The sequence below is a fragment of the Franconibacter sp. IITDAS19 genome, assembly GCF_023079515.1.
Classification (GTDB): Bacteria; Pseudomonadota; Gammaproteobacteria; order Enterobacterales; family Enterobacteriaceae; genus Franconibacter; species Franconibacter pulveris.
This window is the reverse complement of the sequence record NZ_JALJCP010000002.1, coordinates 390,118-407,766: the sequence shown is the minus strand read 5'-3', so window position 1 is coordinate 407,766 and position 17,649 is coordinate 390,118. Positions and strand designations below refer to the sequence as shown.

Below are 17,649 nucleotides of genomic sequence, written 5' to 3'. Positions count from 1 at the left end.
TTATGAGAAATGAAGCAACCGAAGCGATATCCGCTAGTCTGAATAGTTCAGAACCCAAAGAATCCGCATGGATGGCTGTTATTTCACTGACCATGGGAGTGTTTGGGTTGCTGACTGCAGAATATCTTCCTACCAGCCTGCTGACACCTATGGCCGCCGATCTTGGTGTGACCGAAGCCCTTGCAGGTCAGGCTGTGACGGTAACAGCAGTGGTGGCACTATTTGCAGGTCTGATGGTTCCCCGCCTGACGCGTAATTATGATCGCCGAAATGTGTTGCTTGGTTTTACCGTGCTAATGATTGCTTCCAACCTGCTTGTGGCACTTTCATCAAGCCTGTCAATCCTGCTGGTAATGCGTATTTTGCTGGGCATCGCGCTGGGAGGTTTCTGGAGTATGGCGGCCGCCGTAGCTATGCGGCTGGTCCCTGCAAAGAGCGTCCCGCGTGCTCTCTCCATTATTTTTAGCGGTATTGCCGTAGGCACCGTTGTTTCGATTCCTCTGGGAAGTTACTTAGGGGGGCTTTACGGCTGGCGCAGTGCTTTTATCGCTGCAACCGCAGTAGGCGTGCTGACACTGATTTTCCAGCTGTTTACGCTTCCTGGTATGGCTCCGCGCAGAATAATGGTAACAGCGTCAGTCATGGATGTTCTTCGCCGCCCAGGTATTGCGATCGGAATGACAGGATGTGTTATTGCCCATACTGGTCAGTATGCGTTGTTTACCTATATTCGTCCGGCTCTTGAAAATATTACGCATCTTGATATAGACCATTTGTCTTTAATATTGCTTGGATTCGGCGTGGCTAATTTTATCGGGACGCTGCTGGCCGGTTGGCTGATGGAAAGAAGCCTGCGTTTAACGCTTATAATGATGCCGGCACTTGTCGGTCTGGCAGCACTGGGCATGATTTTATTGCCACTTGAAGAAAACGGATTGATATTGTTCGTTGCGTTATGGGGGATGGCCTTTGGTGGCGTACCCGTGGCGTGGTCAAACTGGGTAGCACGTTCCGTTCCGGATCAGGCCGAAACCGCAGGGGGTATGGTAGTGGCAGCTGTGCAGTCTTCAATTGCTGCTGGAGCTGCGTTGGGAGGCTTACTCTTTAGTATCAGCGGCGTAACGGGAGTTTTCATCACGGCTGGTTGCATAATGTTTCTTGCCGCACTTGTTATTGGACTGAAAGTGAAGGTCGCGAGATCCTGATTATTTCGAAAATAGCCCCACTTTAAATAATGGCCAGCAGAATCCAATGGCTGGCCTGAATAGAAATATTCAAATTTCCTACGGCTTTGCGTTCAATTTAATGTCTGCAATTCGCTCATAGCAGACCTTCACATTTGCCCGCTTCGTGCCAGGAGCGGCTATTGCCAGGTGCGTACTGCATTGATTTTCCGGAAGCAGATCGTAATGGGAAGCAGGTCACAATAATTCAATGCCGCCGCTAAGGGCTAAGGGCTAAGGGCGGCATTTTGTCCCCGCTGAGCACTATACTTAAAAGTCGCTTTCATTACGTTCCGCTTAGCCGAACACCTTATAGACTGTGCTCTCCGGGCTGGACATTAACAAAAAACTTTTATTCCGATTTTAACTGCGCCATCAGCTGTTTCAGTTCGGCGATTCGCGCCTGATTCATATTAATTTTGCACTGGGTTATTAAGGTTGGGTAGTCAGGAGCGTTGGAACTAATCTGCGAACTGGCTACCTGACAAAATAATACCTTATGTTTTTCCCATGCTGCCTGATCGTTTCTAAGTGCATTTGCTGTATCTTTAACGATTTGTGAATCTCCGTCTTCATAATCAATATTAGGCAAAAGCCAGTCCTCCGATTGCACCCGCTTCAGCGCTGACTCAAGAGTATGTTGTACAGTCTGCTCTGTTTGCTGAAGCTGTTTTTCAAGGCATCGTATTCCTGTGGCATTATCGCTCGCGCTCTTCGAACATACGGTTACCGCTTCCCCATAAATGATAGGCGTGGCAGAAGCGTAGCTGGTAGTTAGCAACAAACATGGCAGGAAAAAAGATAATTTATAAGCCATCAATATACTTTAACCTTTTTAAATTTCTTCCGTATGAGCTCATCTGTGCGCCATCTGTTTTCAGGTATGTACGCACTGCCTCCACATCATTAAGTAAAATCACCCGGCAAAACTCATCCGCTGACGTACAGCCTTGATATATGCTATCGATGTAGATATCTCTTAACTTGGGTCGCACAGTCTCCCAGCTTATGGTGGACTCCGACTTCGCTTTGCGTTTATTAAAAATCCTCTTTGCCCGTGCGATATAAATTTGGATGGCGATTTCAAACAACCTTATCTGCTGCTGATGTGTAATTTCGCCGAAAAGCGGACCATAAACCTTGATGAAATAAGCAGCGTTCCGTCCTTTAAGAAAAGCAGATTTGGAGGCCAGAATAGCCTTGTATTCCTCAACACCCGCGTGTCTCAGCGTTGCAAAAATTTCACCTGAGCTTCGACCTCCCATATCGTAGCCACGCCCCAATGTAACGCCTGATTCGGCAGAATTAGGCCAGTGTAAGATACGGGAGAACCAGGGATAGCGTTGCTGACGGAAAGGCTCTGTGGCTGTAATATAATCTACCCCTTCATTGTCAAAAGTGAACTGTGCTTCTCGCACTTGTAACGGTCCGGAAGTAGCTCAAGGGCGCCACACGGGTTGACTGGCATTTTTTAAAGCCTGAATAAACCATTGATCCGTAGGCTGTACTAAACCTGACGAAGACATTGTCAATAAACGCTGATACCAGATGATGGCTTCATTGGTTTCGTTGTTACATTGTCCATCAGCTTTCAGAGCTCGCCCTGTAGCGGCCTGGTAACCGGCCTCCATCATCATTACCTGCAGCGCTTTAACATCATCAGCATAATTCACGCCGCAAATGCCCACTGACGATTGCAAACGCAGCACCTGCGGTTCATGAAAATTCCTTCTCATACATCCCTTTACCTTTAATCAGTACTTAATGATTTCCGCTTTCAACATACTCCTGAAACCGCCCAAAACAAACTATCCTCCTTATTGTTCCCCTGTAACGCATTGGATAGATTGGCGGTCACTAATCGAAAACGTTTGACCAGCAACCAGTTCGGTAAACAGGAACACGAAACACTGATTGAATCACGGTTGCGAACGGAAACGCTACTTAATTGCCTAAGCTATAGTAACTGTCTGTTTCCACAGAATAACCACTAGTACATGCTTTTCCCGGAGTTCTTTTGCTGCAGATTGCCAGCTTATGGCTCATTCCTCATCCAGGCGTCCTTCACCCCGATTTTCAGAGCGATGGTATACCGCGTGCTACCCGGCAGCCACAGCGCAGGGTTATCGTTTTCGGTGTCAGGAATACCGTCAGGGGCGCGAGTCTTCTAAGACTGAGCCTTCGGAAGGGGGGCTGGTTCACGCTGCTTTACAGGGTGATAGCGAATCACCACGCAATGTAGATAAAGGGAAGGGGAGAAAACAAAAACCGCCCCGGGCGGGGCGGTTTTAAGCAGGGTTGCGGCTTATGCGGCAACCAGGCTGTCGATAGCGGTTTTTGCGTCGCTCTGCGCTTTTGCCGCCACTTCCGGGCCGTACGCCACGCCTTCGGCGAAGACAAAGTTAACATCGGTAATGCCGATGAAGCCCAGGAAGAGTTTCAGGTACGGCACCACCAGGTCGGTCGGGGTGTCTTTATGAATGCCGCCGCGGCTGGTGAGGATCACTGCGCGTTTGCCGGTTACCAGGCCTTCCGGACCGTTTTCGGTGTAGCGGAAGGTCACGCCCGCGCGGGCGACCAGGTCAAAGTAGTTCTTCAGCTGCGTCGGGATGTTGAAATTGTACATCGGCGCCGCAATAACAATCACATCGTGCGCTTTGAGTTCAGCAATCAGCTCGTCAGAGAGGGCCAGCGCTTCCTGCTGACGCGGAGAGAGCGCCGCATCGCTCGGACGCATCGCGCCTACCAGCTCGCCATCCAGCACCGGGATCGGGTTAGCCGCCAGGTCGCGAACGGTAATTTCATCCGCGCCGTGCTTCTCGCGCCACTGCTCAACAAAATAGTCGGAAAGCTGGTTGGACTGGGAGTAACCTGCCAGAATGCTGGACTTCAGAACGAGTACTTTGCTCATGGGTAGTTCCTTTATTTGATTTGGTTGTCAGGGCCGTTGCCCCCGTTGCTTATTCACAACTCTATTCACAAACCGATTGCAGTGATAGCGCAATATATCGAAGTCTATGTTCGAAATTATTGAACAAGGCGCACCTGAAAGCAGTGTGGTACTCTACGCTTAATGAATTCCTTTGATTTGACAGGCCGTGTACAGGCCGCATAACCCGATGATGGAAAAACAAAATCTGACCCTTTCCGCGCTAACGTCTCGTCTGGAGTCGCTGATGCTGCGGGACAAATCACGCTTCTCGCGCCGTCTGCATGGGGCGAAGAAGGTTAAAAATCCTGAATCTCAGCAGGCGCTTTTCGCCGCGCTCGCCCAGGAGATAGACCAGGCGGCAGGGAAAGTCCTGCTGCGCGAAGCGGCGCGACCGGCCATTACCTACCCGGAAAACCTGCCGGTCAGCCAGAAGAAACAGGCGATCCTTGAGGCGGTACGCGACCACCAGGTGGTTATCGTCGCCGGGGAAACCGGCTCCGGTAAAACCACGCAGCTACCGAAAATCTGCATGGAGCTTGGCCGCGGCCTGAAAGGGTTGATTGGCCACACCCAGCCGCGTCGTCTCGCCGCGCGCACGGTGGCGAACCGCATCGCCGAAGAGCTGCAAACCGAGCCGGGCGGCTGCGTTGGCTACAAGGTGCGTTTTAGCGACCATGTCAGCGACAACACCATGGTCAAGCTGATGACCGACGGCATCCTGCTGGCGGAAATTCAGCAGGACCGCCTGCTGATGCAGTACGACACTATCATCATCGACGAAGCGCACGAGCGCAGCCTGAACATTGACTTCCTGCTCGGTTACCTGCGCGAGCTGCTGCCGCGTCGCCCGGATCTGAAAGTCATTATTACCTCGGCGACCATCGACCCGGAGCGTTTCTCGCGCCACTTCAACAACGCGCCGATTATCGAAGTCTCCGGCCGCACGTATCCGGTTGAGGTGCGCTATCGGCCAATTGTCGAAGAGGCGGATGATACCGAACGTGACCAGCTGCAGGCTATTTTCGACGCCGTGGAAGAACTGGGGCAGGAAGGGCCGGGGGATATTCTCATCTTTATGAGCGGCGAGCGCGAAATTCGCGACACCGCCGATGGCCTGATGAAGCTCAATCTGCCGCATACCGAGGTGCTGCCGCTCTATGCCCGCCTGTCTAACAGCGAGCAAAACCGCGTGTTCCAGCCGCATACCGGGCGGCGCATCGTGCTGGCGACCAACGTGGCGGAAACGTCGCTGACCGTGCCTGGGATCAAATATGTCATTGACCCGGGTACGGCGCGCATCAGCCGCTACAGCTACCGCACCAAAGTGCAGCGCCTGCCGATTGAGCCGGTTTCTCAGGCTTCCGCCAACCAGCGTAAAGGGCGCTGCGGACGCGTTTCGGAAGGCATTTGCATCCGGCTTTATTCGGAAGATGATTTCCTCTCGCGCCCGGAATTTACCGACCCGGAAATTCTGCGCACCAACCTGGCTTCCGTCATTCTGCAAATGACCGCGCTGGGCCTTGGCGATATCGCCGCGTTTCCGTTCGTCGAAGCGCCGGATAAGCGCAACATCCAGGACGGCGTGCGCCTGCTGGAAGAGCTGGGCGCGATCACGACCGATGAACAGGCTTCGGTTTATAAACTCACCCCGCTTGGCCGTCAGCTTTCCCAGCTTCCGGTGGACCCGCGCCTGGCGCGCATGGTGCTGGAAGCGCAAAAACATGGCTGCGTGCGCGAGGCGATGATTATCACCTCGGCGCTCTCCATTCAGGACCCGCGCGAACGCCCGATGGACAAGCAGCAGGCCTCTGATGAGAAGCACCGCCGCTTCCACGACAAAGAGTCCGACTTCCTGGCGTTTGTGAACCTGTGGAACTACCTTGGCGAGCAGCAAAAAGCGCTCTCCTCGAACCAGTTCCGCCGTCTGTGCCGCACCGATTATTTGAACTACCTGCGCGTGCGCGAATGGCAGGACATCTATACCCAACTGCGCCAGGTGGTAAAGGAGCTTGGCATTCCGGTTAACAGCGAGCCGGCAGATTACCGCGCCGTACACACCGCGCTGCTCACCGGTTTGCTTTCGCATATCGGCATGAAAGACGCCGACAAGCAGGAATACACCGGCGCGCGCAATGCCCGCTTTGCCATCTTCCCAGGGTCCGGCCTGTTTAAAAAGCCGCCCAAATGGACGATGGTCGCGGAGCTGGTGGAAACCAGCCGCCTGTGGGGGCGCATCGCCGCCCGCATCGAGCCGGAATGGATAGAGCCGGTGGCGGGGCATTTGATTAAGCGCTCGTATAGCGAGCCGCACTGGGAGCGGGCGCAGGGCGCGGTGATGGCGAGCGAGAAAGTGACGCTCTACGGCCTGCCGATCGTGGCGGCCCGCAAGGTCAACTATAGCCAGATAGATCCGGCGCTCAGCCGCGAGCTGTTTATTCGCCATGCGCTGGTGGAAGGCGACTGGCAGACCCGTCACGCTTTCTTTCGCGAGAACCAGAAGCTGCGCGCGGAAGTGGAAGAGCTGGAGCATAAATCCCGCCGCCGCGACATTCTTGTCGATGACGACACGCTGTTTGAGTTTTACGACCAGCGCATCAGCCATGAGGCGATTTCCGCCCGCCACTTCGACAGCTGGTGGAAAAAGGCGAGCCGTGAAACGCCGGATCTGCTCAACTTTGAAAAGAGCATGCTCATCAAGGAAGGGGCAGAGCAAGTCAGCAAGCTCGACTACCCTAACTTCTGGCATCAGGGCAACCTGAAGCTGCGCCTGACCTATCAGTTTGAGCCGGGCGCCGACGCCGACGGCGTAACGGTACATATTCCACTGCCGTTGTTAAACCAGGTGGAAGAGGCGGGCTTTGAGTGGCAGGTGCCGGGCATGCGCCGCGAGCTGGTGGTTGCGCTGATTAAGTCGCTGCCGAAGCCGGTGCGGCGTAATTTCGTTCCCGCGCCGAACTACGCCGAGGCGTTTTTAGGCCGCGCCACGCCGCTTGAGCTGCCGCTGCTGGAGAGCCTTGAGCGCGAGTTCCGCCGCATGACCGGCGTGACCATCGACCGTGAAGACTGGCAGTGGGATCAGGTGCCCGATCACCTGAAAATGACCTTCCGGGTGGTGGATGAAAATAACAAGAAGCTGCGGGAAGGGCGCTCGCTTGAAGCGCTAAAAACCGGGCTGAAAGAGAAAGTGCAGGAGACGCTCTCCGCCGTGGCGGATGACGGCATCGAGCAGAGCAACCTGCATATCTGGAGCTTCGGCCAGTTGCCGGAAAGCTACGAGCAAAAACGCGGCAACTACCGCGTCAAGGCGTGGCCGGCGCTGGTGGATGAGCGCGACAGCGTGGCGATTAAGCTTTTTGATAACCCGCTCGAGCAGCAAACCAACATGTGGCGCGGCCTGCGCCGCCTGCTGCTGCTGAACATTCCATCGCCTATCAAATACCTGCACGAGAAGCTGCCGAACAAGGCGAAGCTTGGGCTTTACTTCAACCCTTACGGCAAAGTGCTTGATCTGATCGACGACTGTATCTCCTGCGGCGTGGATAAGCTGATTGCCGAAAACGGCGGGCCGGTGTGGACGGAAGAAGGGTTCGCGGCGCTGCACGATAAAGTGCGCGCAGAGCTTAACGACACGGTAGTCGACATCGCAAAGCAGGTAGAGCAGATCCTCACCACCGTGTTTAACATCAACAAGCGGTTGAAAGGGCGCGTGGATATGACGATGGCGCTGGGGCTGTCCGACATCAAAGCGCAAATGAGCGGGCTGGTTTATCGCGGTTTTGTCACCGGCAACGGTTATAACCGTCTGGGCGACACCCTGCGTTATTTGCAGGCGATTGAACGGCGTCTTGAGAAGATGGCTGTCGACCCGCACCGCGATCGCGCGCAGATGCTGAAAGTGGACGCCGTACAGCAGGCCTGGCAGCAGTGGCTTAACAAGCTGCCGCCAGCGCGGCGTGAGGATGAGGATGTCAAGGCGATCCGCTGGATGATAGAAGAGCTTCGCGTGAGCTACTTCGCCCAGCAGCTCGGCACCCCGTATCCGGTTTCCGACAAGCGCGTATTGCAGGCGATGGAGCAGATAAGCGGCTAGCATAGTCCGCGGTTCTGGCTTTACGGGTGGGTGGCGCTGCGCTTACCCATCCCTGCAAAACGCCCCTTAAATCGATAAAGATTTTTCCCGCCGCGCCGATGTCACCCTGACTGGCCCTGGGAAGCGGGTTCCCGGACGGGGTCTAAAAGGAATGACTATGAACAATCGTCGCGTCCTGCTGTGGACGCTGGTGGGATGGGCTGGCATTGCGTTACAGGCCAGAGCGCAGCCTGCCTGCGATAAAACCCAGTATGCCATTAACAGCGCTAACGCTTTCATCCTCACCAATAACGCCTTCTCGCCGGACGATGTGGAAATCGCGTCGTGGGTGGTAAAAGGCAAAGGCGAGGATATTAACGCGCAAATCGAGGCGGAAATGACCTTCGAGCGCTGCAATGTGCTGACGCATACCATGGCTGACGTGCGCCGCGACGACGGCACGACGCAATTGACCATGCATACCGAAACCGCGTACAACGCAGGCGACTGGCAGCAAACGCAAATAACAAAGCTGGAGTTAAAAGGAAAAATATTGACCCAGGGGTCCAGCACGAAGCGGTTTATCCGGGACGAACGGGGGCGTATTACCGATGCCGTAGAGCAGTTCACGCTTGACGAACGTCCGGGCGAAACGCGAACGCACTTTGACTATGACGATGCCAACCGGGTTGTGCGTTCCGTTTCTCACAGCACGCTGCAATTCTTTGAAGAAACCATTGAATATCAGTACGACGAGAAGGGGCGACTGGTTCGCGCCGCCAGCGGTAAAGAAATCAGAAAAACCATCTGGGATGAAAAAGGACGCTGGCTGCGGTCAGAGAAAGAAACCAATCACCCCTACAGCGTGCTGTTCACGGTAGACAGGTGCGAAAAATGGGATGAGCAGCAAAACTGTCTCTCCGGCATCAGCCAGGAGACAGAAAAGTACCCTAAAAAGACCACGCAATACCATACGGCTTACCAGAACGAATACCGCTACTACTGAGCGCGTCGTTACAACGGCTTTCAGGGCAGGGAAGCGTCAGTGCTAAAGCAAGGCGCGACTTGCCGTTTTCAAGTGTGGTATTCGTTACAATGTCACTTTACTCTCGCCAGCGTAAACCCGTCCCACCCCTTGCTGCCCACGGTTTGCAGGGCTGTGACGGTGAGGCGCGGGTCCTGGCCAAGCATCTCAATAAACTTCCGCACGCCCTGAACCCGCTCGTCCGGGCTTTCAGGGTTAGTCACTTCGCCATCGCGCACCACGTTATCGCCAATTATCAGCGTACCGGAACGGCTGTATTTCAGCGCCCATTCAAGATAGAGCGGGTTATTGGGTTTATCCGCGTCGATAAAAATCAGGTCAAAGGGGGCAAGCGCGGCAAGGCCGGGCAGCGTATCCGCAGCCGGCCCCACGCGAATCTCGACGTTGTTAAGCCCGGCGCTGCGAATATTTTCCTGCGCCACGCGGGCATGATGCGCATCCGCCTCAAGCGTCACGACGCAGCCGTCCTCTGGCAGCGCTCGCGCCATCCAGACGGTGCTATAGCCGCCCAGCGTGCCTATCTCCAGCACCTTGCGGGCGCCTGAAATTTGCACCAGCAACGCCAGCAGTTGCCCCTGGTTAGGCGCGACGTCGATGGGAGGAAGACTGGATTGCTGATTGTGCAACAGAAGGTTATCTAAAACCGGATCGGCAGGAAGGAGGGTATTAACCAGGTACTCATCAACAGCAGACCATTTCGCGTGCATCGTCAGGCTCCTCGGTTGTGAATTAACACAATCATAACATCGAGGCGGCGGAATAAGGCGCTGAAAAAAGGGCCAGAGTGTCAGACGCGGCGAAGAATGCGCGCTTTGCCGCGCCTGACGGAAAATTACGACGTCGCCAGCCCGCCCCAGCCGCCGCCGAGTGAACGATACAGATCGATCTGCGCCTGCAGCAGGTTGTTTTTCACCTGCGCCAGGTTTAGCTCAGCCGAAAAGAGCGTGCGCTGGGCGTCCAGCACGTCAAGAAAAGAGGAGTAACCATTACTGTAGCGGTTCTGCGCGATGCGCAGCGTCTCCTGCGCCACGTCCACCTGGCCCTGCAGTTCCGTCATCTGTTCCCGGTAGCGACGAATGGCGTCGAGACTGTCGTTTACTTCCCGGAAAGCGTTGCGCACCGTCGATTCATAGCTGTAAAGCGCCTGATTACGTTGCGACATCGCCACATCCACGCCCGCGTTAAGCGTTTCACGGTTCAGCAGCGGCGCCAGAATGCTGCCGCCGATGCTCCACAACCGCAGCGGGTTATCAAGCAGGCCTGCCAGGGTATCGTCCTGCAGGCTGCCGCTGGCGGTCAGGTTAATGGAGGGCAGCAGTCTGGCGCGCTGCGCGGCGAGCGAGGCGTCCGCCGCCACCAGCGTTCGCTCCGCCTGGACGATATCGGGGCGGCGATTCAGGAGCGTGGAGGGCAGTTGACCAGGCAGCGCAAGCGGCGTCAGCGTGTTGATATCGCCGCCGCGCGCCACCGCGCCCGGGTTAACGCCCAACAGCACGCTGAGCGCATTTTCCTGGCTTGCTATCTGGTGCTGTAACGGCGGGATTTGCGCCCGGGTGGCGCGCCGCTCGGAATCGGTCTGCATCAGCTCAAGGCGCGAGGTATAGCCGGTTTCATATTGCCGCTTCGCGAGCCGGAACGCCTCGTCCCACGCTTTTAGCGTCTCCTCTGTGACGCGCAACTGCTCGTCCAGCGCCAGCAGGGTGAGGTAGCCGGAAGCGACCGATGAGGCGACGGTTAAATCCGCCGCCGCCGCCGCGGCTCTTTGCGCCTCAAGGCTTGCCTGGGCGGCGTCGCTCGTCCGACGGTTCGCTCCCCAGAGATCCACATCGTAGCTCGCCGTCAGGCTGCCCCGCCAGAGCGTGCTGTGCGTCGGCAGGCCGGTGGCGGCAGACTGCGAGCGGCTGCGCGTGCCGCCCAGCTCTGCGCTGAGCGTCGGCCAGAGCGCGCTGTCGGCGGCGTTCAGCCGCGCCTGATATTCATTCACCCGCTCGCGGGCGGTCAGCACGTCGCTGTTATAGCGCAGCGCCTGGTCCACGTAGCGGTTAAGGGCGACATCGTGAAAATTTCGCCACCAGAACCCTTCGACGGAGGATGATGGCCCAACGGCTTCGCGCCACTGGTCCGGGATTTGCAGCGACGGCTTAGCCTGCTGCACTTCAGTGCTCTGACACCCCGCCAGCAGAAGCGCGAGCGCAACCAGTGAGAGACGACGCATTACTCCGCCTCCTCGCCGGTGTTGATATGCACCTGTACCGACATGCCAGGGCGCAGCCGCTGGCGCTGTTCATTGTCGCCAAGCACTTCAATGCGCACCGGAATGCGCTGGGCGATTTTTACGAAGTTGCCGGTGGCGTTATCCGGCGTGATGGCGCTGAACTCCACGCCTGTCGCCGGCGAGATACTCTGTACGCGCCCCTGGAATTTCTCGCCGTGCAGCGCGTCCACGCTGAAGGTGACAGGCTGGCCGATGCGCAGGTTCGCCAACTGCGTCTCTTTGATATTGGCGATAACCCAGTTCTGCGGCGGTACCAGCGACGTCAGATGCGTGCCGGCGGTAACATAGGCGCCAAGGCGCACGGCTATCTGCCCAAGCTGGCCGTCACGCGGCGCGATAATCCGCGTGTTTTGCAAATCGATTTGCGCCAGCTCCAGCGCCGCTTTGGCGTTTTCCACATCCGCCTCCAGCGCGGCGCGGTTGACAATCACGCTCTGCAAATTCTGCCGCGACACGTCGAGCTGCGCCCGGGCTTGTTCAACCCCCGCGCTGCCCTGAGCGGCGCTCGCGAGCGCCGCGTCGCGCTCGCGCACCGAAAGCGAGCCATCGGACGCCAGCTCCTTAACGCGGCGCAAATCCGCCTGGTTGCGTTTGTATTGCGCCTGGGCGTTAAGCAGCGTCGCTTTATTCTGGGCGATAGTCGCCTCAGCGCTGCGGCGCTGCTGAATGTTATTCGCCAGCGCCGCTTCGCGCATGGCGAGGGTCGCCTGCGCCTGATGCACGCGCTGACTGTATATGCGATCGTCAATGGTCATCAGCACATCTCCCTTTTTGACGACCGCGAAGTCCTGCACGTTCACGGCGGTGATATAGCCATTCACCTGCGGGCTGATAAAGGTCGTCATGCCTCGCACGTAGGCGTTATCGGTAAACTCCACGTTGCGGGTGAAAGGGGGCAATTTCCAGGCGTAGAGGATAATCAACACGCCAAGAATGCCGATGGCGGCGGCGGCGAAAAATGAAACCACGCGTAAATTGTTGCGTTCCGGGGTTTGAGCGGGCGTAGCGTCTTGCTGGCTCATAACTGCTCCATACAGGTGAACATTATGGGTTCTTCTCTTCAGGTTTAGCGGACATCGCCTGCTTCAGGGCCTTGCGCGCGGCGATGCGCAGGCGGATAAGCCGCCAGAAAATCCACAGCAGCGTTGACGCGGCGATAGTGGCGGTCAGCAGATAGGTGTCGTTATAGGCAAGGATAGTCGCCTCCGTGGTGCTGACGGTCTGCAACTGCTGTGAAGCCTGTACGCTTAACAACGCAGGGTCGCCGATGCGGCTTTGAAATAGCTGGCTATAAAGCTGTAACCGTTCGGTCACCAGAGGATTGAGCGTAGTGAGCTGATCGGCCAGCAGGTTTGAATGGTACTTCTCACGCCAGGTCTGGAAAGTGCCGAGCAGCGCCGAGCCAATCAGCCCTCCCAGGTTCTGGCTCATGCCGAACAGCACCGAAAAGCTCACCAGGTTGCGCGGGTCCGCGATGACGCCGCCAATCGCCGCCAGCGTCGCGGGCCCTAAGAAAAAGGCGCTGCTGAAGCCGAACAGGAACTGGCTAAGCAGCAGCTGGTTCGGACGGGTAAGGCTCGTGGAGTGGCTGTCCATCAGCGAGGCGATGACCATCAACACCAGCGACGTGACGATAGGCCAGGCGGTTTTTTGCGGATTGATAGTCAGCGCGCTTATCACGATGCCGCAGACTGTGCCGGCGAGAATAGAGAGCGCGAGCGTTGTCATCTGCTCATTTTGCAAGCCGACATACTGCAGCCAGCCGATAGCGCCGGTGTTCTGCTCCGCCAGCGCAATGCGAATCAGCACCATCACCAGCCCGAGCCGCACAATACTGCCGCTGGAGAGCCAGCGCGTGTTCAGCAGCGGGTTCGTGCGATTATGTTCAAAGGTGATGGCGGCGATAATCAGCACCACGGCACCCGCCAGCGTCCAGCCAAGCCACGGCGTTTCAAACCACCATTCAATACGGCCTAGTGAAAGCACCGCGCAGAGCATCGCCATGCCCGGCGCCAGCAGAAAGAAGGTGAGAAAATCTTTTTTCTCAAAAACTTTACGCCGGTCGCCCGGCGGCAGCTTCAGCGCGATAACGCAGGCGAGCGAAATCAGCGCCAGCCCCAGCTCGAAGAGATAAAGCCCGCGCCACTCGTCAAGCTCCAGCAGTTCCGAGGAGAAGAGCCGGGCGATGGGAATCGCCAGTTGCGAACCGGTGATGCCGATGGTCAACGCCTTCAGGCGGTGCTTCGCGGGCCAGGCCTGGATTTGGTAATAAATGCCAAGCGAACTCAGGGCCGCCCCCACCATGCCGTGGGCGGCGCGCACCATGAGCGCTGATGAGAGATCGTTAACGAACAGGTGGAAGAAGGTGACCAGCACGTAGAGCACCAGAAAGCCTTCGGTAAACGCCCGCAGCCCGTACTGCTGGCGAAACTTCACCAGCAACAGGTTGATGGAGATATTGGTCATCACATAGACGGCGGGAAGCCAGGCTATCTCCGTCGACCAGGCGGCGAAGGTCCCCTGTAAATTTTGCAGGTTCGCCGTCACCATGGCGTTGCCAAGGCCGCCGGTCAGGCAGACCAGCAGACCGACAATGCCATAAGCAATGCGTCTGGGCGTCGGATGAACAGGCGTTGAGGGAGAGCCGAGCAGCATCGGCTTTTCGTGCGGCTGCCACTCGCGCGGCGCGTACGGGTCTGATTTCGGCAAACGCATTACTGTTTTTCCACTTCCTGCAGCAGGCGGCTCAGCACGCGGCGCGTGACGGCCTGGTCTTCGGGGCTAATCAGCGTGAGGATCTCTTCGCGCAGGCGGTCCGCCTCGATTTTCACTTTTTCATAAAGCGCCTCACCTTCAGGTGTCGCCACCAGCAGGCGTTTACGTTTGTCGCCGGGCGTAATGCGCGTTATCAACCCTTGCGCCACCAGCCGGTTCAGGAGCGGCACCAGCGTGGCGCTCTCAACGCCCAACTCCTGTGCAAGCTCGCTTTGCGAAAGCGGCGTTTCATGGCGGGCAATCGCCGAGACGGCGACCCAACTTGCCTGGCTCATTCCGAGCCCTTTAAGGCGTTTGTCAACCGCGCGGCGCCAGTGATGAGCGGTCAGATAAAGCAGGTGAGAAAAAGAAAGCCGATCGTGATCCACAAGACATACTCAATCGTTAGATATCTAACGAGTTTAGAGCCTGACTAATTCATAATTCAAGTGAATGATAAGAGGTATTGAATGGTTTGGCGTGAATAGCAGATAAATCTGCCTCCCCTGGTGGTGTAGAAGTGACGTTGTCACATATCCCGGTATTGTGCATGCCCCAACGCGTCCTGCATGAAGGTAAGGGCTGAAAAAAGCGCAACTCGCGTCAGGCCTGCGTTTGCGGATACTGGCGGGCAGTTACACCACCCAGGCACGCTGGTCATCGCGATGAAGCAGAAAGAAGCATAAGCCCGCTTTGGCGAGACGTTATTTTTGCGCTATGTTCCTTGCAAACCCTGAATGAGGAGATGTGATGACGGAGTTCACCATTGAAAAGGCCGACCCTGAACACCCGGACGCGATTGTCCTGCAGGCGGCGCTGTCAAAAACTCTGGAGGCGATGACGGGCAGCTCCGGCGCCCAGTCGTTTAACCATCGCGACGTCAAGGTGGAAGGCGCCCGGTTTTTACTGGCGCGTGACGCTGGCGGCAGGGCGGTTGGCTGCGTCGCCTGTCGGCCGCTTGAACCTGGGATCGTTGAGATTAAACGCCTTTTCGCCTTACCCGGCAGCCGGGGCGCAGGCCGCGCGCTGCTGCGGCATATCGAAGCGTTCGCCCGGGACTACGGCTATCGCGAGGCCTGGCTCGAAACCCGCCGCAGCAACCCGGCGGCAGTCGACTTCTACCTGCGTAACGGGTATCGCATTATCGAAAACTATGGCCGCTACGTGGGCCAACAGGACGCGGTCTGCTTCGCCAGAACGCTCGGGGAGACAGACTATGCTGAGCGGGCTTAATCACCTGACGCTTGCCGTGCGCACACTGGATAACAGCCTCGCTTTTTATGTCGACCTGCTGGGGTTGAAACTGCATGCCCGCTGGGATAAAGGCGCCTACCTGAGCTGCGGTTCGCTGTGGCTGTGCCTTTCGCTTGACGACGCGGCGGGCGCCGCGCCCACCGATTACACGCATTATGCTTTCACGGTGAGCGAGACGGATTTCCCTGCGCTTGTCGAAACCTTAACCCAGGCAGGCGTGCGGATATGGAAAACTAACCGCAGCGAGGGCGAGTCATTCTATTTTCTCGACCCGGATAACCATCAGCTGGAACTGCATGTCGGGTCGCTCGCTTCGCGTCTTGCCGCCTGCCGCGAGAAGCCCTACGCCGGCATGCGCTTCTATCCCTGAAGCCCTCTTACAGCGGGCTGGTTTCGCCATTCAGGGGCGTTTTGCGCCCGATGCGGCTGGCGAAGAATATCGCTGCCAGCGAAATCGCCACGGTTACGCCCAGATACCAGGCAACCGGCGTCCAGTCGCCCCCTGAATGGGCAAGCAGGCCGGTGGCGATAAGCGGCGCGGTGCCGCCCGCCAGCGCTGCGCCAAGCTGATAGCCAAGGGTAATGCCGGTGTAGCGAACGCGCGCTTCAAAAATTTCTGAACAGAGCGTGCCGAGCACGGCGGTGACCGGCGCCCACAATATGCCAAAGGCGACAACCGTTGCCAGCACGATGCCCCAGGTGGTGCCGGTATCCAGCAGCCAGAACCACGGCACAATAAACAGCCCCAGCAGCACTACGCTACAGGCGTACATCCGCCGACGTCCCGTTTTATCGGAGAGCAAACCCATCAGCGGGATCATCACCGTTGCTACCAGCGCGCCCAGCGTGACGGCTTCCAACGCCTGGGATTTTTGAAAGGCGAGCGTCGTGGTGGCATAACTCACTACGAACGTGGAGAAGATATAAAACGGCCCGGTTTCCACGACCTTCAGCCCGGCGGCGATCAACACTTCACGCCAGTGGTGCTTTACCGTGATGCTGAGCGGCGCTTTGCTAACCTGTCCGGCGCGTTTGACCTGCTTAAAATCAGGCGTTTCGTCGATATCTTTTCGGATCCACAGCCCCAGCAGCACCAGCACGGCGCTCAGCAGAAACGGGATGCGCCAGCCCCAGGAAAGAAACGCATCTTCGCTGAGCAGCGTCATCAGCGAGACGATAAACGTCGCCATCAGCATGCCGATGGTCACGCCTGCCTGCGGAATGCTGCCGAAAAAGCCTTTGCGGTTCGCCGGCGCATACTCATAGGCCAACAGCAAAGCACCGCCCCATTCACCGCCAATGCCCATGCCCTGGATAATACGCATCAGGATTAGCAGCACTGGCGCCCAGATGCCGATAGTTTCATAGGTTGGCAACAGGCCAATCATCACCGTCGCGCCGCCCATCAGCGAAAGCGTCAGCACCAGCGTTTTTTTGCGCCCGATCCGATCGCCGATATGCGCGAAAATCACGCCACCGATGGGACGGATAAAAAAGGTCAGCGAGAAAGAGAGATAAGAGAGGATAAGCCCGATAACCGGGTCCACCATCGGGAAGAACACCTTGTTGAACACCAGCGCAGCGGCGGTGCCGTAAAGAAAATAATCAAACCACTCTATGGCGCTGCCGGTGAGGCTGGCAATCAGCACTTTTTTGTTTTCCCGCAGAATCGCGGCGCTGCTTTTTTGCGTAGTCATAACAGGTAAATCCTCGCAGGTGAAAGTAGGCGAGGTGTCACCTGGCGCGCGACAGGTGCAACCTCAGGCGGCAATAAAGTTGTAAATTTGTTAATTAAATAAGGGAGAGGTGTAACTTTTGGCAAGCGCAAGAGACGCGTTTCAGGCATTAAAGTGATTATTTATGCAGAGATTTGTGCCAGGTCGTCGCTTGTAAAGCAAACAGTATGCGCATCTGGCTGGCGTTATCAGAATGGGCTACAGGTGCAACCTGTCGTTTTTTAGACAATTAACGTTATTTTCCAGTAACGCGACATTCTGCGCTTTTTCATACCCGGCTTGCAGGCTGCCCGGACAAGGACAAGGACAAGGACAAGGAAAAGGAAAAACCGCTGGGCGTAGGATGCAAGGGGGGGCCTGC

The 17,649-nt window shown here is 56.8% G+C and carries 13 protein-coding genes and 1 pseudogene; 5 read left to right on the top strand and 9 right to left on the bottom strand.

The window, feature by feature from the left end:
- The first annotated feature begins 2 nt into the window (after nt 1–2).
- On the top strand, nt 3–1,205 hold the full coding sequence (locus MT962_RS07790; protein ID WP_188723581.1) for an MFS transporter: 1,203 nt from the start codon (nt 3–5) through the stop codon (nt 1,203–1,205).
- Between the two features lie 370 nt (nt 1,206–1,575).
- Here MT962_RS07790 and MT962_RS07785 read toward each other — a convergent pair whose 3' ends face one another.
- The 3 genes and pseudogenes from MT962_RS07785 to azoR form a co-directional block, all read right to left on the bottom strand.
- Entirely contained in the window at nt 1,576–2,040 is a 465-nt protein-coding gene (locus MT962_RS07785; protein ID WP_247365329.1) for a lysozyme inhibitor LprI family protein, read from the bottom strand.
- A pseudogene (locus MT962_RS07780) lies at nt 2,030–2,959 on the bottom strand (peptidoglycan-binding protein). The gene MT962_RS07785 and the pseudogene MT962_RS07780 overlap by 11 nt, the downstream one beginning before the upstream one ends.
- A gap of 569 nt (nt 2,960–3,528) precedes the next feature.
- A complete protein-coding gene (gene azoR / locus MT962_RS07770) occupies nt 3,529–4,134 on the bottom strand; it encodes an FMN-dependent NADH-azoreductase (RefSeq protein WP_024557488.1) in 606 nt (201 codons plus the stop codon).
- Nucleotides 4,135–4,342: 208 nt separating this feature from the next.
- Between azoR and hrpA the strand changes: the two genes are divergently transcribed.
- Entirely contained in the window at nt 4,343–8,245 is a 3,903-nt protein-coding gene (gene hrpA, locus MT962_RS07765; protein WP_247365326.1) for an ATP-dependent RNA helicase HrpA, read from the top strand.
- Between the two features lie 157 nt (nt 8,246–8,402).
- On the top strand, nt 8,403–9,230 hold the full coding sequence (locus MT962_RS07760) for a hypothetical protein (RefSeq protein ID WP_247365325.1): 828 nt from the start codon (nt 8,403–8,405) through the stop codon (nt 9,228–9,230).
- A 92-nt stretch (nt 9,231–9,322) separates the two neighbouring features.
- Here MT962_RS07760 and MT962_RS07755 read toward each other — a convergent pair whose 3' ends face one another.
- The 5 genes from MT962_RS07755 to MT962_RS07735 form a co-directional block, all read right to left on the bottom strand.
- Nucleotides 9,323–9,976, bottom strand: coding sequence for an O-methyltransferase (locus MT962_RS07755; RefSeq protein WP_024561391.1), 654 nt, complete (start codon nt 9,974–9,976; stop codon nt 9,323–9,325).
- Nucleotides 9,977–10,101: 125 nt separating this feature from the next.
- Nucleotides 10,102–11,484 (bottom strand): efflux transporter outer membrane subunit, encoded by a 1,383-nt coding sequence (locus tag MT962_RS07750; RefSeq protein WP_247365324.1) that lies wholly within the window; start codon nt 11,482–11,484, stop codon nt 10,102–10,104.
- Nucleotides 11,484–12,566 carry an HlyD family secretion protein gene (locus tag MT962_RS07745; RefSeq protein ID WP_247365323.1) on the bottom strand — a complete coding sequence of 361 codons (1,083 nt, stop codon included), beginning with the start codon at nt 12,564–12,566 and terminating at the stop codon, nt 11,484–11,486. The genes MT962_RS07750 and MT962_RS07745 overlap by 1 nt, the downstream gene beginning before the upstream one ends.
- Nucleotides 12,567–12,588: 22 nt before the next feature.
- Nucleotides 12,589–14,259, bottom strand: a complete 1,671-nt coding sequence (locus MT962_RS07740) for an MFS transporter (protein WP_048887494.1) — start codon at nt 14,257–14,259, stop codon at nt 12,589–12,591.
- Entirely contained in the window at nt 14,259–14,687 is a 429-nt protein-coding gene (locus MT962_RS07735; protein WP_247365322.1) for a MarR family transcriptional regulator, read from the bottom strand. Before MT962_RS07735 ends, MT962_RS07740 begins: the two co-directional genes overlap by 1 nt.
- Before the next feature lie 361 nt (nt 14,688–15,048).
- On the opposite strand from MT962_RS07735, the gene MT962_RS07730 reads away from it, so the two are divergent.
- Together MT962_RS07730 and fos are read left to right on the top strand one after the other, a co-directional pair.
- Nucleotides 15,049–15,531 (top strand): GNAT family N-acetyltransferase, encoded by a 483-nt coding sequence (locus MT962_RS07730; protein ID WP_024561389.1) that lies wholly within the window; start codon nt 15,049–15,051, stop codon nt 15,529–15,531.
- Nucleotides 15,515–15,922: a fosfomycin resistance glutathione transferase gene (gene fos, locus MT962_RS07725; protein WP_024561388.1), complete on the top strand. Its 408-nt coding sequence runs from the start codon at nt 15,515–15,517 to the stop codon at nt 15,920–15,922. The genes MT962_RS07730 and fos overlap by 17 nt, the downstream gene beginning before the upstream one ends.
- A gap of 7 nt (nt 15,923–15,929) precedes the next feature.
- On the opposite strand, the gene MT962_RS07720 is transcribed toward fos, so the two are convergent.
- Complete coding sequence (locus tag MT962_RS07720) at nt 15,930–17,249, bottom strand: MFS transporter (RefSeq protein ID WP_247365321.1); 1,320 nt, start codon at nt 17,247–17,249, stop codon at nt 15,930–15,932.
- Between the last annotated feature and the right edge of the window lie 400 nt (nt 17,250–17,649).